Origin of the sequence: Shewanella halotolerans (genome assembly GCF_019457535.1) — a bacterium.
GTDB lineage: Bacteria > Pseudomonadota > Gammaproteobacteria > Enterobacterales > Shewanellaceae > Shewanella > Shewanella halotolerans.
The window spans coordinates 908,036-925,027 of record NZ_CP080417.1 but is presented as its reverse complement, the minus strand read 5'-3'; the positions used below and the strand labels follow the sequence as shown (position 1 = coordinate 925,027).

General features: G+C 57.3%; 17 protein-coding genes. 8 read left to right on the top strand and 9 right to left on the bottom strand.

Annotated features, from left to right (window positions below; genetic code table 11):
- Window positions 1-26: 26 nt before the first annotated feature.
- Together K0H81_RS04140 and K0H81_RS04135 are read right to left on the bottom strand one after the other, a co-directional pair.
- Window positions 27-1,892, bottom strand: a complete 1,866-nt coding sequence (locus tag K0H81_RS04140) for an ABC transporter transmembrane domain-containing protein (RefSeq protein ID WP_220059999.1) — start codon at window positions 1,890-1,892, stop codon at window positions 27-29.
- A 105-nt stretch (window positions 1,893-1,997) separates the two neighbouring features.
- Window positions 1,998-3,308 carry a short-chain fatty acid transporter gene (locus K0H81_RS04135; protein ID WP_220059998.1) on the bottom strand — a complete coding sequence of 437 codons (1,311 nt, stop codon included), beginning with the start codon at window positions 3,306-3,308 and terminating at the stop codon, window positions 1,998-2,000.
- A gap of 187 nt (window positions 3,309-3,495) precedes the next feature.
- Between K0H81_RS04135 and K0H81_RS04130 the strand changes: the two genes are divergently transcribed.
- The gene (locus tag K0H81_RS04130; protein ID WP_144202007.1) at window positions 3,496-3,819 is read left to right on the top strand and encodes a DUF2956 domain-containing protein; all 324 of its coding nucleotides are present in this window, start codon (window positions 3,496-3,498) and stop codon (window positions 3,817-3,819) included.
- A gap of 63 nt (window positions 3,820-3,882) precedes the next feature.
- On the opposite strand, the gene K0H81_RS04125 is transcribed toward K0H81_RS04130, so the two are convergent.
- Window positions 3,883-4,197, bottom strand: a complete 315-nt coding sequence (locus K0H81_RS04125) for a winged helix-turn-helix domain-containing protein (protein ID WP_220059997.1) — start codon at window positions 4,195-4,197, stop codon at window positions 3,883-3,885.
- A 111-nt stretch (window positions 4,198-4,308) separates the two neighbouring features.
- Between K0H81_RS04125 and K0H81_RS04120 the strand changes: the two genes are divergently transcribed.
- The 4 genes from K0H81_RS04120 to K0H81_RS04105 are packed head-to-tail and all read left to right on the top strand — an operon-like array spanning window position 4,309 to window position 7,856.
- Window positions 4,309-4,887: a PH domain-containing protein gene (locus tag K0H81_RS04120; RefSeq protein WP_220059996.1), complete on the top strand. Its 579-nt coding sequence runs from the start codon at window positions 4,309-4,311 to the stop codon at window positions 4,885-4,887.
- Window positions 4,888-4,890: 3 nt separating this feature from the next.
- On the top strand, window positions 4,891-6,459 hold the full coding sequence (locus K0H81_RS04115; RefSeq protein WP_220059995.1) for a PH domain-containing protein: 1,569 nt from the start codon (window positions 4,891-4,893) through the stop codon (window positions 6,457-6,459).
- A gap of 37 nt (window positions 6,460-6,496) precedes the next feature.
- Window positions 6,497-7,051: a DUF924 family protein gene (locus tag K0H81_RS04110; RefSeq protein ID WP_220059994.1), complete on the top strand. Its 555-nt coding sequence runs from the start codon at window positions 6,497-6,499 to the stop codon at window positions 7,049-7,051.
- A 43-nt stretch (window positions 7,052-7,094) separates the two neighbouring features.
- A complete protein-coding gene (locus tag K0H81_RS04105) occupies window positions 7,095-7,856 on the top strand; it encodes a sulfite exporter TauE/SafE family protein (RefSeq protein ID WP_220059993.1) in 762 nt (253 codons plus the stop codon).
- Between the two features lie 29 nt (window positions 7,857-7,885).
- Here the strand turns inward: K0H81_RS04105 and K0H81_RS04100 are convergent, their stop codons facing one another.
- Both K0H81_RS04100 and K0H81_RS04095 read right to left on the bottom strand, forming a co-directional pair.
- Window positions 7,886-8,203, bottom strand: coding sequence for a hypothetical protein (locus K0H81_RS04100; protein WP_220059992.1), 318 nt, complete (start codon window positions 8,201-8,203; stop codon window positions 7,886-7,888).
- Window positions 8,204-8,279: 76 nt separating this feature from the next.
- A complete protein-coding gene (locus tag K0H81_RS04095; RefSeq protein WP_220059991.1) occupies window positions 8,280-9,266 on the bottom strand; it encodes a zinc metalloprotease in 987 nt (328 codons plus the stop codon).
- A gap of 272 nt (window positions 9,267-9,538) precedes the next feature.
- Here K0H81_RS04095 and K0H81_RS04090 point away from each other — a divergent pair, with 272 nt between their 5' ends.
- Window positions 9,539-11,710 (top strand): TonB-dependent siderophore receptor, encoded by a 2,172-nt coding sequence (locus K0H81_RS04090; protein ID WP_220059990.1) that lies wholly within the window; start codon window positions 9,539-9,541, stop codon window positions 11,708-11,710.
- Between the two features lie 145 nt (window positions 11,711-11,855).
- On the opposite strand, the gene K0H81_RS04085 is transcribed toward K0H81_RS04090, so the two are convergent.
- Window positions 11,856-12,896: an alkene reductase gene (locus K0H81_RS04085; RefSeq protein ID WP_220059989.1), complete on the bottom strand. Its 1,041-nt coding sequence runs from the start codon at window positions 12,894-12,896 to the stop codon at window positions 11,856-11,858.
- Between the two features lie 131 nt (window positions 12,897-13,027).
- On the opposite strand from K0H81_RS04085, the gene K0H81_RS04080 reads away from it, so the two are divergent.
- Window positions 13,028-13,606 (top strand): TetR/AcrR family transcriptional regulator, encoded by a 579-nt coding sequence (locus tag K0H81_RS04080; protein WP_220059988.1) that lies wholly within the window; start codon window positions 13,028-13,030, stop codon window positions 13,604-13,606.
- Between the two features lies 1 nt (window position 13,607).
- Here K0H81_RS04080 and K0H81_RS04075 read toward each other — a convergent pair whose 3' ends face one another.
- The 3 genes from K0H81_RS04075 to K0H81_RS04065 all read right to left on the bottom strand — a co-directional run bounded on the left by K0H81_RS04075 (window position 13,608) and on the right by K0H81_RS04065 (window position 15,305).
- Window positions 13,608-14,051, bottom strand: a complete 444-nt coding sequence (locus K0H81_RS04075; RefSeq protein WP_011866896.1) for a universal stress protein — start codon at window positions 14,049-14,051, stop codon at window positions 13,608-13,610.
- Between the two features lie 178 nt (window positions 14,052-14,229).
- Entirely contained in the window at window positions 14,230-14,661 is a 432-nt protein-coding gene (locus K0H81_RS04070; RefSeq protein WP_144202027.1) for a universal stress protein, read from the bottom strand.
- A gap of 266 nt (window positions 14,662-14,927) precedes the next feature.
- Complete coding sequence (locus K0H81_RS04065; protein WP_220059987.1) at window positions 14,928-15,305, bottom strand: SpoIIAA family protein; 378 nt, start codon at window positions 15,303-15,305, stop codon at window positions 14,928-14,930.
- A 250-nt stretch (window positions 15,306-15,555) separates the two neighbouring features.
- On the opposite strand from K0H81_RS04065, the gene K0H81_RS04060 reads away from it, so the two are divergent.
- Complete coding sequence (locus K0H81_RS04060) at window positions 15,556-16,980, top strand: coniferyl aldehyde dehydrogenase (RefSeq protein WP_220059986.1); 1,425 nt, start codon at window positions 15,556-15,558, stop codon at window positions 16,978-16,980.
- Window positions 16,981-16,992 lie beyond the last annotated feature (12 nt).

Genomic DNA, 16,992 nt, shown 5'->3' with positions numbered 1-16,992 from the left:
CTGCCCTTATCTCACTCTCCTATCCTTTAGGCCTCTTCCGAGAGTAGCTGCAAGCTGGCGAACTCGCGGTAGAGGCTGTTGCTCTGCATCAGCTCGCCATGGGTACCGCTGGCGATCAGCTCCCCCTTATCCATCACCAGTATACGGTCGGCGTTGAGCACAGTTGCCAGGCGATGGGCGATGATCAGTGTGGTGCGCCCCTGCATCAGCACATCCAGTGCCTGCTTCACCTTCTGCTCGCTGACCGCATCCAGGGCACTGGTGGCCTCATCCAGCAGCAATACCGGCCTATCGGCCAATATCGCCCGCGCGATGGCGATACGCTGCTTCTGACCGCCAGATAGACGCACGCCGCGTTCACCCAGATAGGTCTGATAGCCCTCGCTAAAATCAGCAATAAATTCATCGGCGCGGGCGGCGACGCAGGCAGCCTGCACCTCCTCCAGACTGGCGTCGGGGCGGCCGTAACGCACATTTTCCAGCACGCTAGTGGCGAAGATCACCGACTCCTGGGGCACCAGGGCATATTGCTGGCGCAGATCCTGTGGTCGCAGGCTGGCGATGTCGATACCGTCCAGGGCTATCACCCCGCTGTCCAGGGGATAGAAGCGCTGCAACAGCTCAAACAGGGTACTCTTGCCGGCGCCGCTCGCCCCCACCAGGGCCACCCGCTCGCCGGGAGAGATATGCAGGCTCAGGCCACGGATCACCTCGACGCCAGCCTGCGCCTCCATCTCCTCAGCACTATCGGCACTGGCCTGAACAGGATAGCTGAAACGCACCTGCTCTAGGCTCAACTCGCCACGCACCTTTGCTGGCAAGCTGACTGGTTTTGGCGCCAGAGGAATGTCGATAGGCGTCTCCACCAGCTCGATAAGTCGCTCCGTCGCACCGGCGGCACGCTGGATCTCGCCGATCACCTCGCTGATGGTCGCCACGGCGCCCGCCACCATCACGGCATAGAACATGAAGGCGGAGAGCTCGCCCGGCGTGATCACCTCGCTCATCACATCCTTGGCGCCCACCCAAGTGATCAGGGCGATGGCGAGTATGCTGAGAAACATCACCAAGGAGATGAGAATGGCGCGATACTTGATGCGCCCCCTGGCCGTCTCCATCACGGCCTCGACCCGCTCGGAAAACAGCTGTCTGTCTCGGTCTTCATGGCAATAGGCCTGCACAGTGTGGATCTCATGCAGCGACTCATCCACATAGGCACCCAGGTCACCCACCCTGTCTTGGCTTTTACGAGACAGCTCGCGCACCTTACGGCCGAAGAAGAAGATAGGCCCCAGCACCAAAGGCACGGCCAGTAGCACCAGTGCCGTCAACTTTAGGCTGGTGATCGCCATCATCACCAGGCCACCGACGACTGTGACGCTGGCGCGCAGCGCCATGGAGAGGCTGGAGCCCACCACAGATTGCAACAGGGTGGCATCGGCGGTAAAGCGGGAGATCACCTCGCCGGTGCGCAGCCTGGCGTAGAAACCGGGCGACAACTTGAGCAGATGATCATAGACCTTGAGGCGGATATCGGCGCTTACCCGTTCCCCAAGCCAGGTCATGAGGTAGAAGCGGCAGAAGATGGCGGAGCTGCTCAGCGCGGTGATGCCAATCACCAGCAAGATGATCTCGTTGAGCCGCTCGCCATTTTCCCGCAGGAAGCCCTCGTCCACCATGAGGCGCACCCCTTGGCCCAAAGATAACCAGGCCAGCGAGCCGATAAACAGAAACACTATGGCGGCGATCACCTTGCCACGATAGGGCCGCAGGAAGCCGCCTATCCAGGGCAGAACGGCTTTCTTCGCTCCTGGTCGCTTGGGTTGAGGTGCTGACCGCTTAGGGCCGGGAGGTGCGTCATGAGAGGCAGTCGGTGAGAGAGGTTGAGACAAGCTGGCATTCCTTTTCGGCAGCGGTATCAGGCTTAGCTAACAGAATAACAAAACCCGCCGGGAAAAGCGGGTTTTGTTTGCGGAGATTAATCGGTGGGGATCTGACTAGAACCAGGTCAGACCGATACTGATCACTATGCCAGTGATGATCAGCTGCATCAGGCAGAAGCCCATGATATCCCGCGCCTTGAGCCCGGCGATCGCCAGCACAGGCAGAGCCCAGAAGGGCTGGATCAGATTGGTCCAGGCATCGCCCCAAGCCACCGCCATGGCGACCCTCGCCACATCTGCACCCAGCGCCTCGGCGGCGGGCAACATGATAGGTGCCTGCACGGCCCACTGGCCACCACCGGACGGCACAAAGATGTTGACGATACCGGCACTGATAAAGCTCCAGAACGGCAGGCTGTCGGCGCTGGCGATGGCCACGAACCCCGACGAGATACTCTGAGCCAGACCCGACTGCACCATGAGCGCCATGATCCCCGCATAGAAGGGGAACTGGATCACTATGCCGGCGCCGCCCTTGATCGCCTCATTCAGGCTGATCAGCAGGCTGCGAGGCGTCTGATGCAGGATGATGGCGAGAAACAGAAACAGGTAGTTAACGATATTCAGGTTGAGCTTGCCCCCAGAGGAGAAGAAGTATTGCCCCAGGTAGACCAAACCAGCCCCACCCACGGCCCAGGCCAGTAGGCGGCTATTCTCCAGATAATCAGCCGGACGGGTGATCGCCTCGGTCTCGACCTCGGGCTCTACTAGCTTGTCCCTGTCGACATAGATGCTCTCATCAGCGCTTGGCAACATGAAGCGGTTAACCAAGGGGATCAGCACGAACAGAACAGCCACCAGCGCCAGGTTAAAGCCGGCGAAAATGGTATTGTCTGTGGCTATGATGCCTATCTTGTCCTCGGCGAAATGCCCCTTGGTGGCTATGGTCAGGGGGATGGAGCCGGCGAGGCCGCCATGCCAGACCACAAACCCCGAATAGGCACTGGCCACCAGCAGGCGATAATCCACCTTCACCTGACGCGCCAGCGCCTTGGCGAACAGGGCGCCGACCACCAGGCCGAAGCCCCAGTTGATCCAGCTGGCAAGCAGCGACACCAGAGTCACCAGGATGATCGCCTGGGGCGCACTCTTGGCCAGGGCGGCGATGCTATCTAGCAGGCGTTTAATGGGCGGCGAGCTGGCCAGCATGTAACCGGCCACCAGCACCAGCAACATCTGCATCGAGAAGCTGAGCAGCGCCCAGAAGCCTTGGCCCCAGTAGGTCACCAGTTGCAGCGGGCTCTGCTGTTCCACCATCATGGCGGCGACAAACACCAGCAGGGTGAGGAGTAACACGAAAATATAGGGGTCGGGCAGATAGCGGTCGACCAACTTGACCAGAGGTTTTGCGGCCTTATTAAGCATGATCTTGTCCTTGATAGCAGGGTATTATTATTGATTGAATTTGCCACAGACAGGTTAAGCGATATCTTAACAAAATCATACTCATACTATGGTATAGGGGCAGAGGCCGTACCAGAGGCTAAGCCTGTGTCACCCTATGGCTCGACTCATGTTATAGTGAGGCCAACATTCATCAGCTTAAGACGTTATGGCGCAGCAGATCTCCAACGAAACCAAAGATGAGGCGATGAAAATTGCCAAGGCCACCCAGAAACCCGGGCAAACCAAGGAACAGACCAAGCTTATCGCCCAAGGGATAGAAAAGGGGATTGCCGAATACAAGAAGCGCCAGAAGAGCAAGGCCAGAGACAGGGACAAGCAGCGCAAGCAGGTCCTCAAGGAGAAGCAGCGTCAAACGATGGAGCCAATGGATGACGGATTACAGGCCGCGCCTAAAGCCAGCAAGCTGCCCTGGCTACTGCTAGCCCTGAGTTGGCTTGGCTTCATCGGCCTCTACCTACTGAATCACTAATTCCAGCAAACCAGTAGGTATCAGCGATCAATCTGGCCTCAGCGATCAATCTAGCGGCAGCAATCAGTCATGCTTCAACGATTGGGTGATGCTCTCGATGTTATTAGCCACCCAAGCCTTGTCGATAGGCCCCCAGTCGTTAAGGCAATAATAACCGGCATTATGGCGCTCACCATCTTGCACAAAAGTACAGCTGATACCTATATCTCCCATGGCGGCAATGGCATCTTGCAGGGTACGCCTCGGCATGCTGGTGGCCTTGTTCAGCGACAGCAGATTATGCTGCTCACTATCGATCAAATGGGCCAGATAGAGCTTTCTCAGGAAGGCAATTTTTTGCTTAGATAACTCGGCGCTCAAGGCATCCTCTCTCAACATGGTTTTTATTATCTTGTAACATAAAACAAGCATCACAAACAGGTGCAAATGGCTGACAACCAAAGGAAAGATGTTATAGTCAGCCAATAGCCAACTTTCGCAGGATAACAAATGGAAGATGTGACTCCTCAAACTTCGGCATCAATGCAGGCCAGGCGTCGGCTGGAGCAGCCAGACTGGATCGCCATAGATGAAGTACCACTGACACCACTGGAACAGGCCTATCTGCATCAGGTGCAGATAGAGAATCTGCTGATCTTCACGCCGCTACTGATCATAGCGCCCCTGGCCGCAATCCTGCTCAACCTGCCGGGCAGCCTGATCATCGCCCTGGTGACGGGCCTGCTTTTCCTGGCTGGTATCGTCAGCTACGGCCGCTATCGCTACGCCCTCTCTATCGCCTACGGCGTATTCGATCACGAGTTCATCATGCAGAAGGGATTGATTTGGCATAAGAAGATCGCCCTGCCCTATACCCGCCTGCAGCATGTCAGCCTGTCTCAGGGCCCGCTGGAGCGCTATTTTCATCAACACACCCTAAAGTGCTTCAGCGCAGGAAGCGGCAGCGCCGAGATCAGCCTTCCAGGCTTGGGGGACGACACCGCCGAGCCACTGCGTAAGCATCTGCTGGCCAAAGCCTCCCAAAAACAGGCACCACAGAATCAAGCCCCCGACGGGCGCGAGGATTAACCCATGAGTACACGCTTCGCCCAGTGGGCGAGCCTGTCTCCTTGGTCGATCGTCAGCTTCAGTGTCGGCAGCCTACGCCAGCTGCTGACCAATGGTTACGCGCTGATCCCCCTGGTCTACACCGGATGGCAGCGGGGATTCAACTCCCCCTGGCTGCTGCTGGTCGCCGCGGGTCTGGTCCTGGTCACTCTGACCTATGCCAGCCTGCAATGGGCCAAGTATCGCTATCGGCTCAGCGACGCCAAGCTGGGGATCCGCCAGGGACTGGTGTTTAAACGCGCCCAGGAGATCCCGCTGAACAAGATCCAAAATGTGCGGCTGGAGCAGCCCCTCTACTTCCGACCGCTCGGCCTCTACAGCCTGGTGGTGGAGACGGCCGGCTCCAAGCAAGATGAGGCAGTGCTGGCCGCGGTCAACTATCGCCAGGCCATGCAACTCAAGAAACGCCTGTTTGCCTCCCAGTCCCAACTGCAAGGTACAGAGACAACCTATGCCGATTGTGAGACACCGTCGCTTGCCAGCGAGCCGCAGCAGGCGGGCATGACGGCCAATCGGGCGAGTGCGCAATCCTGGCGTCAGGGCGAAGGCCTGGTGGTGGCCAAAGATCTTAAGGAGCTGCTAATCTTCGGCTTCTATCAGAACAACCTCATCTGGCTCTCAATAATCTCCGGCTCCATCATAGGCCAGGTAGACTGGGAATCACTTGGACAAACCAGCATGGTGCAGGGAGCCTGGCACTGGTATCAGGCCAATATCGCCACAGGACTTATCTATCAGATCCTGGCGGTAGCGGCCGCGCTAATACTCCTCTACCTACTGCTCTCGCTCATCTCTATCGCCTCGGCCGTGCTCAAGTATTACCCCTATCGCCTCAGCCTGCGTCAGGGAACGCTGCATCGAACCGGCGGCATACTGGCAAAACAGCAAGATGCGCTGCGCCTGCACAGGGTGCAGCTTGTCCGATTCGAGCAGCCCGTCATCGGCAGGCTTATCGGGCGCTGGACGGTACATTTCGAGCAGGTAAAAGGTAATGAGGTGGAGCAGCTCGCCAAGCGCCACCTGCTGATCCCCAGCATGAGTCGTGAAGATATCCCTCAGGCCTTCGGCCGATTCGATAGCCTGGCGGCCAAGGCCAACTCCCTGCCCACCAGTTATCAGGGGATAAACAGCGGCTGGCTTTGGCGCCGCGCCATCCCACTGGCACTGCTTCCCGTGGTGATGACCCTTATCCTTGGCCTCAACCCCTTTACCGAACTGGTCGCCGGCTTCACCCTGGTGGCGCTTGTCGGCCTCTATCTCAACTATCGTCAATGGGGCTACTGCTTGGAGGGGGATGACTGCTGGATCCACACAGGTGCGCTGGGGCAGACCTGGCGACTGGTTCCCCTCGGCAAGACCCAGGATGTCTGTATCTCACAGACGCCGGGGCAGAGGCGTAATGCCTTGGCCACCTTGCACTTAGGTCTGGCATCAGGCCCCCTGGTGATCCCCTATATTCCCCTCGAAGAGGCTAGATTGATTGCCGAAACCGCGTTAAGTTTGACCAGAGAAGATCCGAAAAACTGGATATAGCTAGAACTGGCAATAAGCCTGGAGAGAAGGAGAAGAGATGAACAGGATAGCCCACACGCCAGATGACATCATTCGCTTCTGGTTCGAGGAGATTGAACCTAAAGCTTGGTTTGTCAAAGACCTCACCTTCGACAAGACGATTCAAGCCCGCTTCGGCGAGCTGCTCACTCAGGCCAAACAGGGCGAACTCTATCACTGGCGCACCACACCCCAGGGGCGTCTGGCCGAGATTATCGTGCTGGACCAATTTAGCCGTAACATCTACCGGGATACGCCAGAAGCCTTCGCCGCCGATCCCATGGCGCTAACCCTGGCCCAGGAAGCCGTGGCCGCCGGCATCGACAAGGCGCTGCAACCTAAGCAAGTTCCCTTTCTCTATATGCCCTACATGCACAGCGAGTCGCAGGCGATCCACGAGGTCGCCCTTATCCTGTTTAATCGAGAGGGCGCCGAAAACAACCTGGCGTTTGAGCAGCGCCACAAGGCGATTATCGACCGCTTTGGACGCTATCCCCATCGCAATGCCATCTTGGGGCGCGAGTCCACCCAAGAGGAGCTGGCGTTTCTCGCCGAGCCTGGCTCAAGTTTCTAACTTATCCAGCGAGTCATTCCCCATTAGGGCGTAAGGAGTACCCATGGAGATCACCCTCACCCACGGCCTGTTGCTGGTCGTCACCGGCTTTCTGGCTGGCATCATCAATACCCTGGCCGGCGGCGGCTCCAACCTCACCCTGCCCGCACTCATGGTGATGGGCATGCCCGCCGAGGTCGCCAACGCTACCAACCGGGTCGGGGTCACGGTGCAATCGATCACCGCCCTGTTAGGCTTTCACAAGCATGGCAAGCTAGATACCCAGGACAAGGGGCCGATACTGCTGCCCACTATACTCGGCGGCTTCATAGGCGCGGGCCTGGCCGCATACTCCCCCAGCACACTGATTAAACCCCTGCTGCTCGGCACCATGCTGCTGATGGCGCTCATCATCTTAGTGCGCCCCGCCATCATAGCGCCCGAGCTGGGCACCCCGGTCAACCGGGTCAAGGACACGCCCAGCTCCTGGTTCTGGCTGACACTGGCCGGGATCTATGGCGGCTTTGTACAGGCGGGGGTAGGCTTCGTCTTACTGGCGGCCCTGGCGGGCAGCCTGAGATATGATCTGGTGAGGGCCAACGCCCTCAAGGTGTTCTGTACCCTGTTCTTCACCCTGGCTTCCCTGCTGGTCTTCATCAAGGAAGAGCTGATCCTCTGGCTACCAGGGCTCATCCTGGCAGCTGGCACCATGGTGGGCGCCCATCTGGCGGTCAAGCTGGCAATCAAGGTTAGCCCCAAGGTACTCAAGTGGTTTCTGTTTCTGATGACACTCTGCGGCAGCGTCGCCGCTATGCTTAGCGACTAAGAGCTTAGCGATTAAGGGCTCTGGCTGGATCACTCCAGCCAGTCAATCATGAAGCTAATGGCGCCCTGCTCATCGCAGCGCCATACCCTCACCCGCACCGAGGGTTTGAGCACGCCGGGAGAAAGCTCGAGCCGTTTCCAGTCTGGCAGGGTAAACAGCCCACCATTGAGCCGCATCTGCTCTAGCGCGTAGGCGATATCCAGGCGCTCCAGGGTACCGTCTACGGTGCGAATACCGAAGGCTATCTGGGTCTCGCTCCTGTGATAGTTAAAGACTTCTCCCTGCCATGAGGTCAGTTGATCACGGCCACAGGGCACGAAGTCGGGGGCACGCAGTCGCTCCGCCAAACAAGGACTCCCCCACAAACAAAGGCCTATGGCGAGACACCATAGGCCCGGTTTCAACAGTGAATTTTCCATGAGGCTAGTTAGACGGCCAGCGATAGGCACCGCTTAAGGTATCGGCGCGCTCAGACTGGCCCTGGGTGAACTCGACCATGCAGCTATCGTCTGTGTAGTCCATGAAGTTGTAGATGGGGTCGTCCCCACTGTCACGTCGGCAGGTATCACGTCCCGAGGGACAACCATAGGCCGCCGAACGCTCGGCCGGGGTATCGGAAACCTGGTCACCGCCATTACAGCCACCTTGGAAGGTATGATACAGGCCCAGCCAGTGGCCGACCTCATGGGTCGCGGTATCGCCTTCGTTGTAGGGCGAAGCCGTACCGCCCGGCAATGATTGATTAAGGATCACCACGCCATCGTCACTAGGATTGCTGGCATAGTCCGTAGGGAAGGTCGCCCAGCCCAGCAAGCCACCACCTGGATTAGAGACATAGATGTTAAGGGTATCGGCGCCGCCCTGACGAAGGGATTGTTTCATCGCACGCTCGGCACTGGTGCCTGGCCCCGCGGTATACCAGGCATCGTTTTCTGTTTTTGTTGTCCCCATCAAGGTGAAGCTGAACTTGGTATCGAAGCCGCTGCCGCCACCTGCACCGGCGAAGGCATCATTAAGTACATTCATCTGCTCCGTAACCAGACCAGACACATCACCGTCGCCGCTACTGCTCAGGATCAGGTGGACATAGACGGGAATATTATAACCCACGGCCGTGTAGTTACCGCCCGTGCCGCCATCACCACCGCCGCCACCGCCGCCACCGTTGCCATTACCCACACCGCTCGGCTTCTTCAGGGCCTTGAGGTGTTCATTCAACATCTTCACCTCGAGATCCGAGGGGGTACGGGTGCCGCAGCGCAGGAAGGCGGCGTTGCTGTTGGCATGCTCGAAGGCCGGGGTCGAACTCGTCTTCGCCTGCTCTTGACCAGCAACAGCTTGACCTGCGAAAGCCAGGACGCTTGCCGACATCAGCAGCAAGCCAGATACTCCAATTACGCTTTTTCTCATGGGTGCCTCACCTTAAAAATCTGATCCAGTTCACACCTCTGAGTATAGAAAAAGCCGACGAACTTGCTAATGCAAAGGCCAAAGCGGCCGCCAGGCATGAAAAATCAGTTTTTTTCTTTACATTCGACACAAAAGTAAATGATAAGCATTCCCATTTAACATCCTACTTTTTTTGTATATCCTTTGTTGCGTAAATTTGGTTGGCGTGCCAAGTCCCCAGCGGTCTTGCACCGCTCCTCACTATTCTTCTTTTGCTAAGATGACGACAGATCATGAAACTTAAGCCTATTTCGCTCGCTATCTTCTGCGCCCTGAGCATGGCGACTATGCCAGGCCACGCAGAGAATCAAACTGCTCAACTAGACAATGACAGCCAACAGGACAACCAGGATATCGAGAAGATCGAGGTTCGCGGCCGCTATGTGCAGGGCTACAATGCCCACTCTGTCGGCGGCGCCTCGCGCCTGGATCTGGCCATCATAGATATTCCACAGTCGGTGTCTGTGATCACAGATGCTCAGCTGGACGACTTCCAGCTCAACGACATCAACAGCGCCCTGGACAGCGCCACCGGCATCAATGTCGAGCGCATCGAGACGGACCGCACCTACTACACGGCCCGCGGCTTCGACATCACCAACTTCCAGATCGACGGGGTCGGCCTGCCACTGACCTCAGGCAACAACCACGCCGACGAAGACACCGCCATCTATGATCGCATCGAGGTGATCCGCGGCGCCAACGGCCTGATGACAGGTGTGGGTAATCCCTCGGCCACGGTCAACTTCATTCGTAAGCGTCCGACCTCAGACAATCAACTCAAGCTGCAGGCCAGCTACGGTAGCTTCAACAACGCCAGAGTCGAGGCCGATGCCAGCGGCCGCCTCAACGACACCTTTGCCGCCCGCGTGGTGGCGGTGAAACAGCAGAAAGACTCCTACCTCGATCGCTATGAGACAGACAAGAGCGTGCTCTATGCCTTCATCGAGGCCAACCTGAGTGACGACACCAGCCTGTCGGTCAGCCACAGCTACATCAACAACGATGCCACAGGTAACAACTGGGGCGCCCTGCCGCTCTACTACACTGATGGCAGCCCGACCAACTACGACAGATCCACCAACACCTCGGCCAACTGGTCGAACTGGCAGGTGATCAAGAACAACACAGTGGTAGAGCTGAGCCACTACTTCGCCGACGATTGGCGCCTGCGTGCCACCTACTCCCACAAGAGCACGGATGAAGATACCGAACTCTTTTACGTCTACGGCACCCCAGACAGAGAGACGGGCCTTGGCCTTACAGGCTATGGCAGCGAATATGATCTCGACGAGAGCCATGATCTGGTGGATCTCTATGTCGACGGCGAGTTCAGCCTGTTTGGCCGCGACCATCAACTGGTGGCCGGGGTGAACTATGCCAAGGTAGACTATATCGACACCTCGCTATACGACTACACCACAGGCAACGGCTTCCCGGCCATGCCGGATCTCAACGACTGGGATGGCAACACGCCTAAGCCAGTGTTTGCCGACAGCCCACGAGGCAGTGACGTCAGCGCCAAGCAGCAGGCCGCCTACTTCACGGGTCGCTTTAACCTGTTCGACGGCTTCCATTTCATCGCCGGCGGCCGCTTCAACAAATGGCAGGCCGAAGGCGTCTCCTACGACAAGGTACAAGACGTCGAAGACAGCCAGTTTATTCCCTACCTGGGCGCCGTCTACCGTATCACCCCTGAGCTTGTGGCCTACGCCAGCTATACCGAAACTTTCAAATCGCAAACCGAGATGGATATCGACGACAACCTGCTGGCCCCCGTGACGGGTGAGAGCAAGGAGATAGGCTTCAAGAGCGAGCTGTTCGACGGCCGCCTGATCGCCAGCCTGGCCTACTTCGACATTCAGCAGGTTAATCTGGCGGTGCCCGATCCCCGCACCGCCGATCTGCCGCCGACCGACCAGCGCTACATAGGCGCCGATGGTATCAACAGCAAGGGGTATGAGTTTGAGGTAGCCGGTGAGGTGTTCGACGGCCTCAACCTGAGCCTGGGCTTCACCGACTTCGATATCGATGGCAATGACGACAACGCCAAGATTGTCGCCGCCTACACCCCGAGCCGCCTGCTTAAGCTTGCCGCCACCTATGACGTGGCCGCCATCGAAGGCCTCTCTGTGGGGATGAACATGCGCTGGCAAGATGATATCTACCGCGACCAGGGCGTAGTCGGCGACGGCTTTGCCAATGCGGGCGAGGCGATCATCACCCGCCAGGACGCCTATGCCATCGTCGATCTCATGGCCCGCTATCAGTTTAATGACAATCTGCAGCTGAGCCTCAACGCCAACAATGTGACCGACGAGAAATACCTCAACAGTCTCTATTGGGCCCAGGCCTTCTACGGCGCCCCGGCAAACTACAGCGCCACCATTACCTGGAAGCTCTAAGCTTACGCTGAACCCTAACAGACATTAAAAAGGGCATATCGCCGACGCGATATGCCCTTTCTTATTTGTCTCAATTATTTGTCTCATCCTAAGTAAAGGCTTGAAAGGCTAGGCTTGAAGGCCAATGCTAAAACGACTATCGCGATTAAACCAGCTCGGCCAACATCTCGTCTGAGTAAGTCACCAGCGGCTGTCTGTCGCGCACCCTGACCACATAGTCTGGGTTAGCGATGAAGGGGCGACCAATCGCCAGCAGGTCGAAGCGGCCATCGGCGATGGCCTGGGCCCCCGTCTCGGCGCTATAGCTGCCTACCCCCACCAAGGTCTGGCTATAATGGCCACGCACATAGTCAGACACTCGCCCGCCGAGATACTCGAAGGTCAGGGCATCATCGAAGATCCCCACATGCAGGTAGGCCAGCTTGCGAGACTCCAGCTGCTCTAAGAAATAATCGAACACGGCGCGATCTCGGCTGTCGCCCTGCATGTTGACATAGGCGCCCGGCGACACTCGCAGTGCGGTGCGCTCATTACCAATACGATTAACGATGGCGTCCACCACGGCCAGCGGGAAGCGCGCCATATTCTCCGGCGTGCCGCCAAACTCATCATCGCGGCGGTTGCTGTCATGGTGCAGGAACTGATCGATGAGGTAAGCATTGGCACCATGGATCTCGACGCCATCGAAACCGGCATCTATGGCATTGGCCGCCGCCTGGGAATAGTCGGCCACCAGCTTCGCAATCTCATCTGTGGTCAACGCCTTAGGGGTCTCGTAGGCCAGCTCACGCTGACGCGGTACTGTGCCTTCAATCTTCACCGCCGACGGCGCTACCGTCTGGCCACCGAAAAAGTGTGAGTGTGCCACCCGGCCAGTGTGCCACAGCTGGGCGAAGATCTTACCGCCCTTGGCATGCACGGCGCTGGTCACGCGCTGCCAGCCCTGGATCTGCTCTGGGGTAAACAGGCCCGGGGTATTAGGATAACCCTGACCATCGGGGCGAATGATCACCGCCTCTGAGATGATTAGCCCAGCATCGGCGCGGCGAGCATAATAGTCGGCCATCGCCTGGGTTGGCACCAGGTCATCGTCGGCCTGACAACGGGTAAGCGGCGCCATCAAGATCTTGTTGTTGAGGGTAATACTGGCATTAAGCGCATAAGGCTGAAACAGGTCGGCTGTCATAATCGGCTCTCTTTCTTGAATGAGCGTTCAAGATACTCTCAGTCAAAAAAGGATTCAAGACCTTTTTTGAACGTTCATTCAAAATTGAGTACAATCCCATCTATCGCCCCAACAAGCAGCCAAAGAGTAAGATGCGCAACGCCGAATTTGATCGCCAGCAGGTACTGAGACAGGCCATGAATGCCTTTATCGACAAGGGCTACGCCAAGACCAGCATGCAAGATCTCACCAAGGCCACTGGGTTACACCCTGGCTCCATCTACTGCGCCTTCGACAACAAGCGCGGCCTCTTGCTGGCGGTGATAGAACAATATGGGCAGGACAGACAAGCCGAGCTAACGGCCTGTTTCGGCTCAGTGCTCCCCTTCCCCGAGCAGCTTAAGCAGTATCTGGCCGGCATAGTCGATGAGTGTCAGTGCAAGGATACGCCCAAGGCCTGCCTGCTGACCAAGGCGCTCAACGAGGTGGCCGAGCAAGATGAGATGATAAGAGATGCTGTGCAATCGCATCTAGAGAGTTGGCAGCAGGCGCTGACGACCCAGTTTGAGCGCGCCGTCGACAGGGGAGAACTTAAGGGAGATGCGGCTCATCTGGCGCGCTATTTCGTTATGGGGATCTACGGGCTCAGAACCTTTGCCCATACCAAGCCGGCGCCAGAGGTATTGCACGCCCTGGCGGACCAGCTCTATCGTGACACCTGCCGAGGCTAGGCTATTTCACCACCATCACGGGACACTTGGCCTTATTGGCCAGCTCTTCTGCCACGCTCGGATTCAACAGGTGGGCGAGCCCGGTATGACCATGGCTGGCGACCACTATCATGCCCACATCATTCTCTTCGGCATCGAGCAATATCTGACCTAACACACCGCCGGTACGCACCTCGCTGCGCACCTTGAGATGGGGCGGCATTCTAATCTGCGCGTCCCTGACTATCTCACCCAGCTTGCCGTTGGCATAGGCATGCAGGTGCTGCTCCAGCTCCTCGTTACTCTCCACCACTATCCCATAGTTATGGGCGCCGTAGGGTTCACTCACCACATGAACGATACGCAGATCCACGCCATACAGGGTCGCCATTTCGATGGCATAGCCCAGGGCGTGAGAGGCCGTCTCGGAAAAATCCGTTGGGCACAATATTTGACGGGTACGCATATTCACCTCCTCAGTTCAGGCGCTCGTATCCCTCTGTTACAAATGCAAAAACTAAGCTGCGTCGTCAGCTGTTTTCAATAGCCGTTTGCGACAACCAATTTCGACAGGCATTCTCGAAAGCCATTCTCGACAAACAATTGACCGACGACGGGCTTATAAACCAGAACCTTCGCCCGGACTACTTGACCACCAGCACCGGGCACTTGGCGCGGTTCGCCACCGCCTCTGCCACATTGGTATGCAGAAAATGAGACAAGCCTTTACGGCCATGGCTGGCGATCACTATCATGCCGACATGGCTCTCTTCGGCCTCGGCTAAGATCTCGGTCACTGCGTCGCCGCGACGTATCATGGTCTCGATGGGCAGATTGCTATCGAGCTTGGCCAGCAGGGATCTCATCTTCTCGGCGGCGGCATCTTCCATGGACTGGGCGAGCTCCTCCGGCGTGATGGCGAGGATCTGAAAATTCTCATCCCCCATGGGCTGCTCGACCACATGAAGTAAGCGAAATCCCACCTGATACAGGTTGGCCATCTCGATGGCATAAGAGAGGGCATGGGAAGCCGTTTCAGAAAAATCTGTCGGGCATAAAATTTGACCATTTCTCATCTGTTACTCCTTACCATTCGCTTTCTTTAAGCATAGCGGATAAAAGTGACACAGGCTTGACAGAAATCGCTTAGCTGGCAGGGCTTTCTCCGCTTTTCTCTGCGTAGAATAGGGCCCTTAGTTCCGCCTGCTAAAGCGGCTAAAAATCGTCACTAATATTAAAAACCACGGCTAATCCCCAAAAGCTCGCCAAATCCCCAAAACCACGCCTAATACTCATAACCAGTACTCAAAACCGTTACTGGCGATAAACGAAGGGTTAGCCATCAACACAGCCAGTCGAGCGCGTCTCGCTTATCTTCGAAGAACTTGAACTCCCCAGGGGTAAACCAGTTCGCCACCCGGGTCGCCCACTCCTGTAGATCCCCCCGTCCTATGATGGCCACCCGCTTAAATTCCTTGCCGTGTTTCAAGCCCAGCTTAAGGTCATCCCAGGCTGCATGCAGCGACAGGCCATCGAGCTCTGTGATGTCGATAAGCGCGACGATTTCGGACACCTCGATGCCCGCCAATGCTGACTCCAACAGCGGCGTCATCTGCTCATAGTCTTCGTGGGTCAACTTGCCGACGGCCTTGAAGGCGAGATAAAAATCATCCTGACTGCGCTCTATGCCTATGGCGATACCATGTAGATTACTGCTCATATCAAGCTCCTGTAATCCCAACTAAAAGGGTCTATTTCATTTTAGATTTCCAGCCCCGCCACCCGCTTGATCCAGATCACACTTTTCACCGCTATCGAACAATATTTGACCTAGGCGGTTTTACCCCCTAACATTAGACCGACTAATCAGTCGGTTTTGTATTTTGGCCATCTGACTCCAGATCTGGCTTGGCAGAAGAGACGTTAACATTCGAACGCTCAACGTCAGTAACCAATAGAGGATAAGCACAATGAACATGCCCACAAACCTAGATGTCGGCCAAGCCCTCAACCAACTGCTGGCGAGGCAGAAGGCCAGCTTCCGTGAGCAAGGCGCCCCCTCTAGGCAGCAACGCGAGGCCCAGCTTATCGCCCTCAAGCAGGCGCTGTTGAGCCATCAGCAGGCGATTGTCGAGGCCCTCAATGCCGACTATGGCCACAGATCTCCTGATGACAGCCGCATCTCCGACATCATGCCCTGCGTCAACAACATCAACTACACACTGAAGAAGCTCAAGGGCTGGATGAAGCCCAACCGTCGCAACGCGGGCATCTTACTGGCGCCCGCCAAGGTGCAGGTGCAGTATCAGCCTCTGGGCGTAGTCGGCATCATAGTGCCGTGGAACTTCCCCGTGATGCTCTCCATCGGTCCCTTGATCACCGCCCTGGCGGCTGGCAACCGCGCCATGATCAAGTTGTCTGAATTCACCCCAGAGACCAACAGGGTGCTCAGACAAATGCTGGCTGGCCTGTTCGATGAGACCCAGGTGGCTGTCGTCGAAGGCGAGGCCGAGGTCGCCGCCGCTTTCTCGGCGCTCCCCTTCGATCATCTGCTGTTTACCGGCTCAACCACGGTTGGCCGCCATGTGATGCGCGCCGCCGCCGACAACCTCACCCCAGTCACCCTGGAGTTGGGGGGCAAGTCGCCAGTGATCATCGCGCCGGATATGCCTTTGGATACCGCCGTGGAGCGAATGATCTACGGTAAGTGCCTCAACGCCGGGCAGATCTGTGTCGCCCCCGACTATGTGCTGCTGCCCAAGGGCCAGAGCCAGGCCTTCGTGCAGGCCTTCATCAACAGATTCAAGCAGATGTACGGCGAGATAGGCCAAAACCCCGACTACGGCGCCATCATCAACCAGCGTCAGTTCGATCGCCTGCAGGCTGTGCTGCAAGACGCCATCGACCAGGGCGCCAAGGTGACCCCCACCAGCACTGAAACCATGGCGCCCGGCAGCCGTAAGCTGCCGGTGCAGCTAATAACCGGAGTGAACGAGCAGATGAAGGTGATGCAGGAGGAGATCTTCGGACCACTCCTGCCCATCGTCGAATATGACAGCCTGGAGTCGGCCATCGAGTATGTGAACGATCGCCCTCGCCCGCTGGCCCTCTACATCATGAGCTTCGATGCAGGGACTCAGCAGCGACTGCTGGAGCAGACTCACTCGGGGGGCGTCTGCATCAACGAGACCGTATTCCATGTGGCGGCGGACGATGCCCCCTTCGGCGGCATAGGTCCCTCGGGCATGGGCCACTACCATGGCAAGGAAGGCTTCCTCACCATGAGCCACGCCAAGACCATATTGAGCCGTGGCAGGCTCAACACAGGCAAGCTGGTGCACCCTCCCTATGGTAAGGCGATTCAGCAGCTGCTGATGAAGCTGTTTTTACGCTAACGGGCAGATTCA

What these genes read in the sequence shown, in the direction of transcription:
- K0H81_RS04130 (WP_144202007.1), top strand. Translation starts at nt 3,496, where the DNA reads ATGGCGCAGCAGATCTCCAACGAAACCAAAGATGAGGCGATGAAAATT.
- K0H81_RS04105 (WP_220059993.1), top strand. Translation starts at nt 7,095, where the DNA reads ATGGAGATCACCCTCACCCACGGCCTGTTGCTGGTCGTCACCGGCTTT.
- K0H81_RS04120 (WP_220059996.1), top strand. Translation starts at nt 4,309, where the DNA reads ATGGAAGATGTGACTCCTCAAACTTCGGCATCAATGCAGGCCAGGCGT.
- K0H81_RS04060 (WP_220059986.1), top strand. Translation starts at nt 15,556, where the DNA reads ATGAACATGCCCACAAACCTAGATGTCGGCCAAGCCCTCAACCAACTG.
- K0H81_RS04080 (WP_220059988.1), top strand. Translation starts at nt 13,028, where the DNA reads ATGCGCAACGCCGAATTTGATCGCCAGCAGGTACTGAGACAGGCCATG.
- K0H81_RS04065 (WP_220059987.1), bottom strand. Translation starts at nt 15,305, where the DNA reads ATGAGCAGTAATCTACATGGTATCGCCATAGGCATAGAGCGCAGTCAG.
- K0H81_RS04095 (WP_220059991.1), bottom strand. Translation starts at nt 9,266, where the DNA reads ATGAGAAAAAGCGTAATTGGAGTATCTGGCTTGCTGCTGATGTCGGCA.
- K0H81_RS04085 (WP_220059989.1), bottom strand. Translation starts at nt 12,896, where the DNA reads ATGACAGCCGACCTGTTTCAGCCTTATGCGCTTAATGCCAGTATTACC.
- K0H81_RS04135 (WP_220059998.1), bottom strand. Translation starts at nt 3,308, where the DNA reads ATGCTTAATAAGGCCGCAAAACCTCTGGTCAAGTTGGTCGACCGCTAT.
- K0H81_RS04090 (WP_220059990.1), top strand. Translation starts at nt 9,539, where the DNA reads ATGAAACTTAAGCCTATTTCGCTCGCTATCTTCTGCGCCCTGAGCATG.
- K0H81_RS04115 (WP_220059995.1), top strand. Translation starts at nt 4,891, where the DNA reads ATGAGTACACGCTTCGCCCAGTGGGCGAGCCTGTCTCCTTGGTCGATC.
- K0H81_RS04110 (WP_220059994.1), top strand. Translation starts at nt 6,497, where the DNA reads ATGAACAGGATAGCCCACACGCCAGATGACATCATTCGCTTCTGGTTC.
- K0H81_RS04070 (WP_144202027.1), bottom strand. Translation starts at nt 14,661, where the DNA reads ATGAGAAATGGTCAAATTTTATGCCCGACAGATTTTTCTGAAACGGCT.
- K0H81_RS04125 (WP_220059997.1), bottom strand. Translation starts at nt 4,197, where the DNA reads ATGTTGAGAGAGGATGCCTTGAGCGCCGAGTTATCTAAGCAAAAAATT.
- K0H81_RS04075 (WP_011866896.1), bottom strand. Translation starts at nt 14,051, where the DNA reads ATGCGTACCCGTCAAATATTGTGCCCAACGGATTTTTCCGAGACGGCC.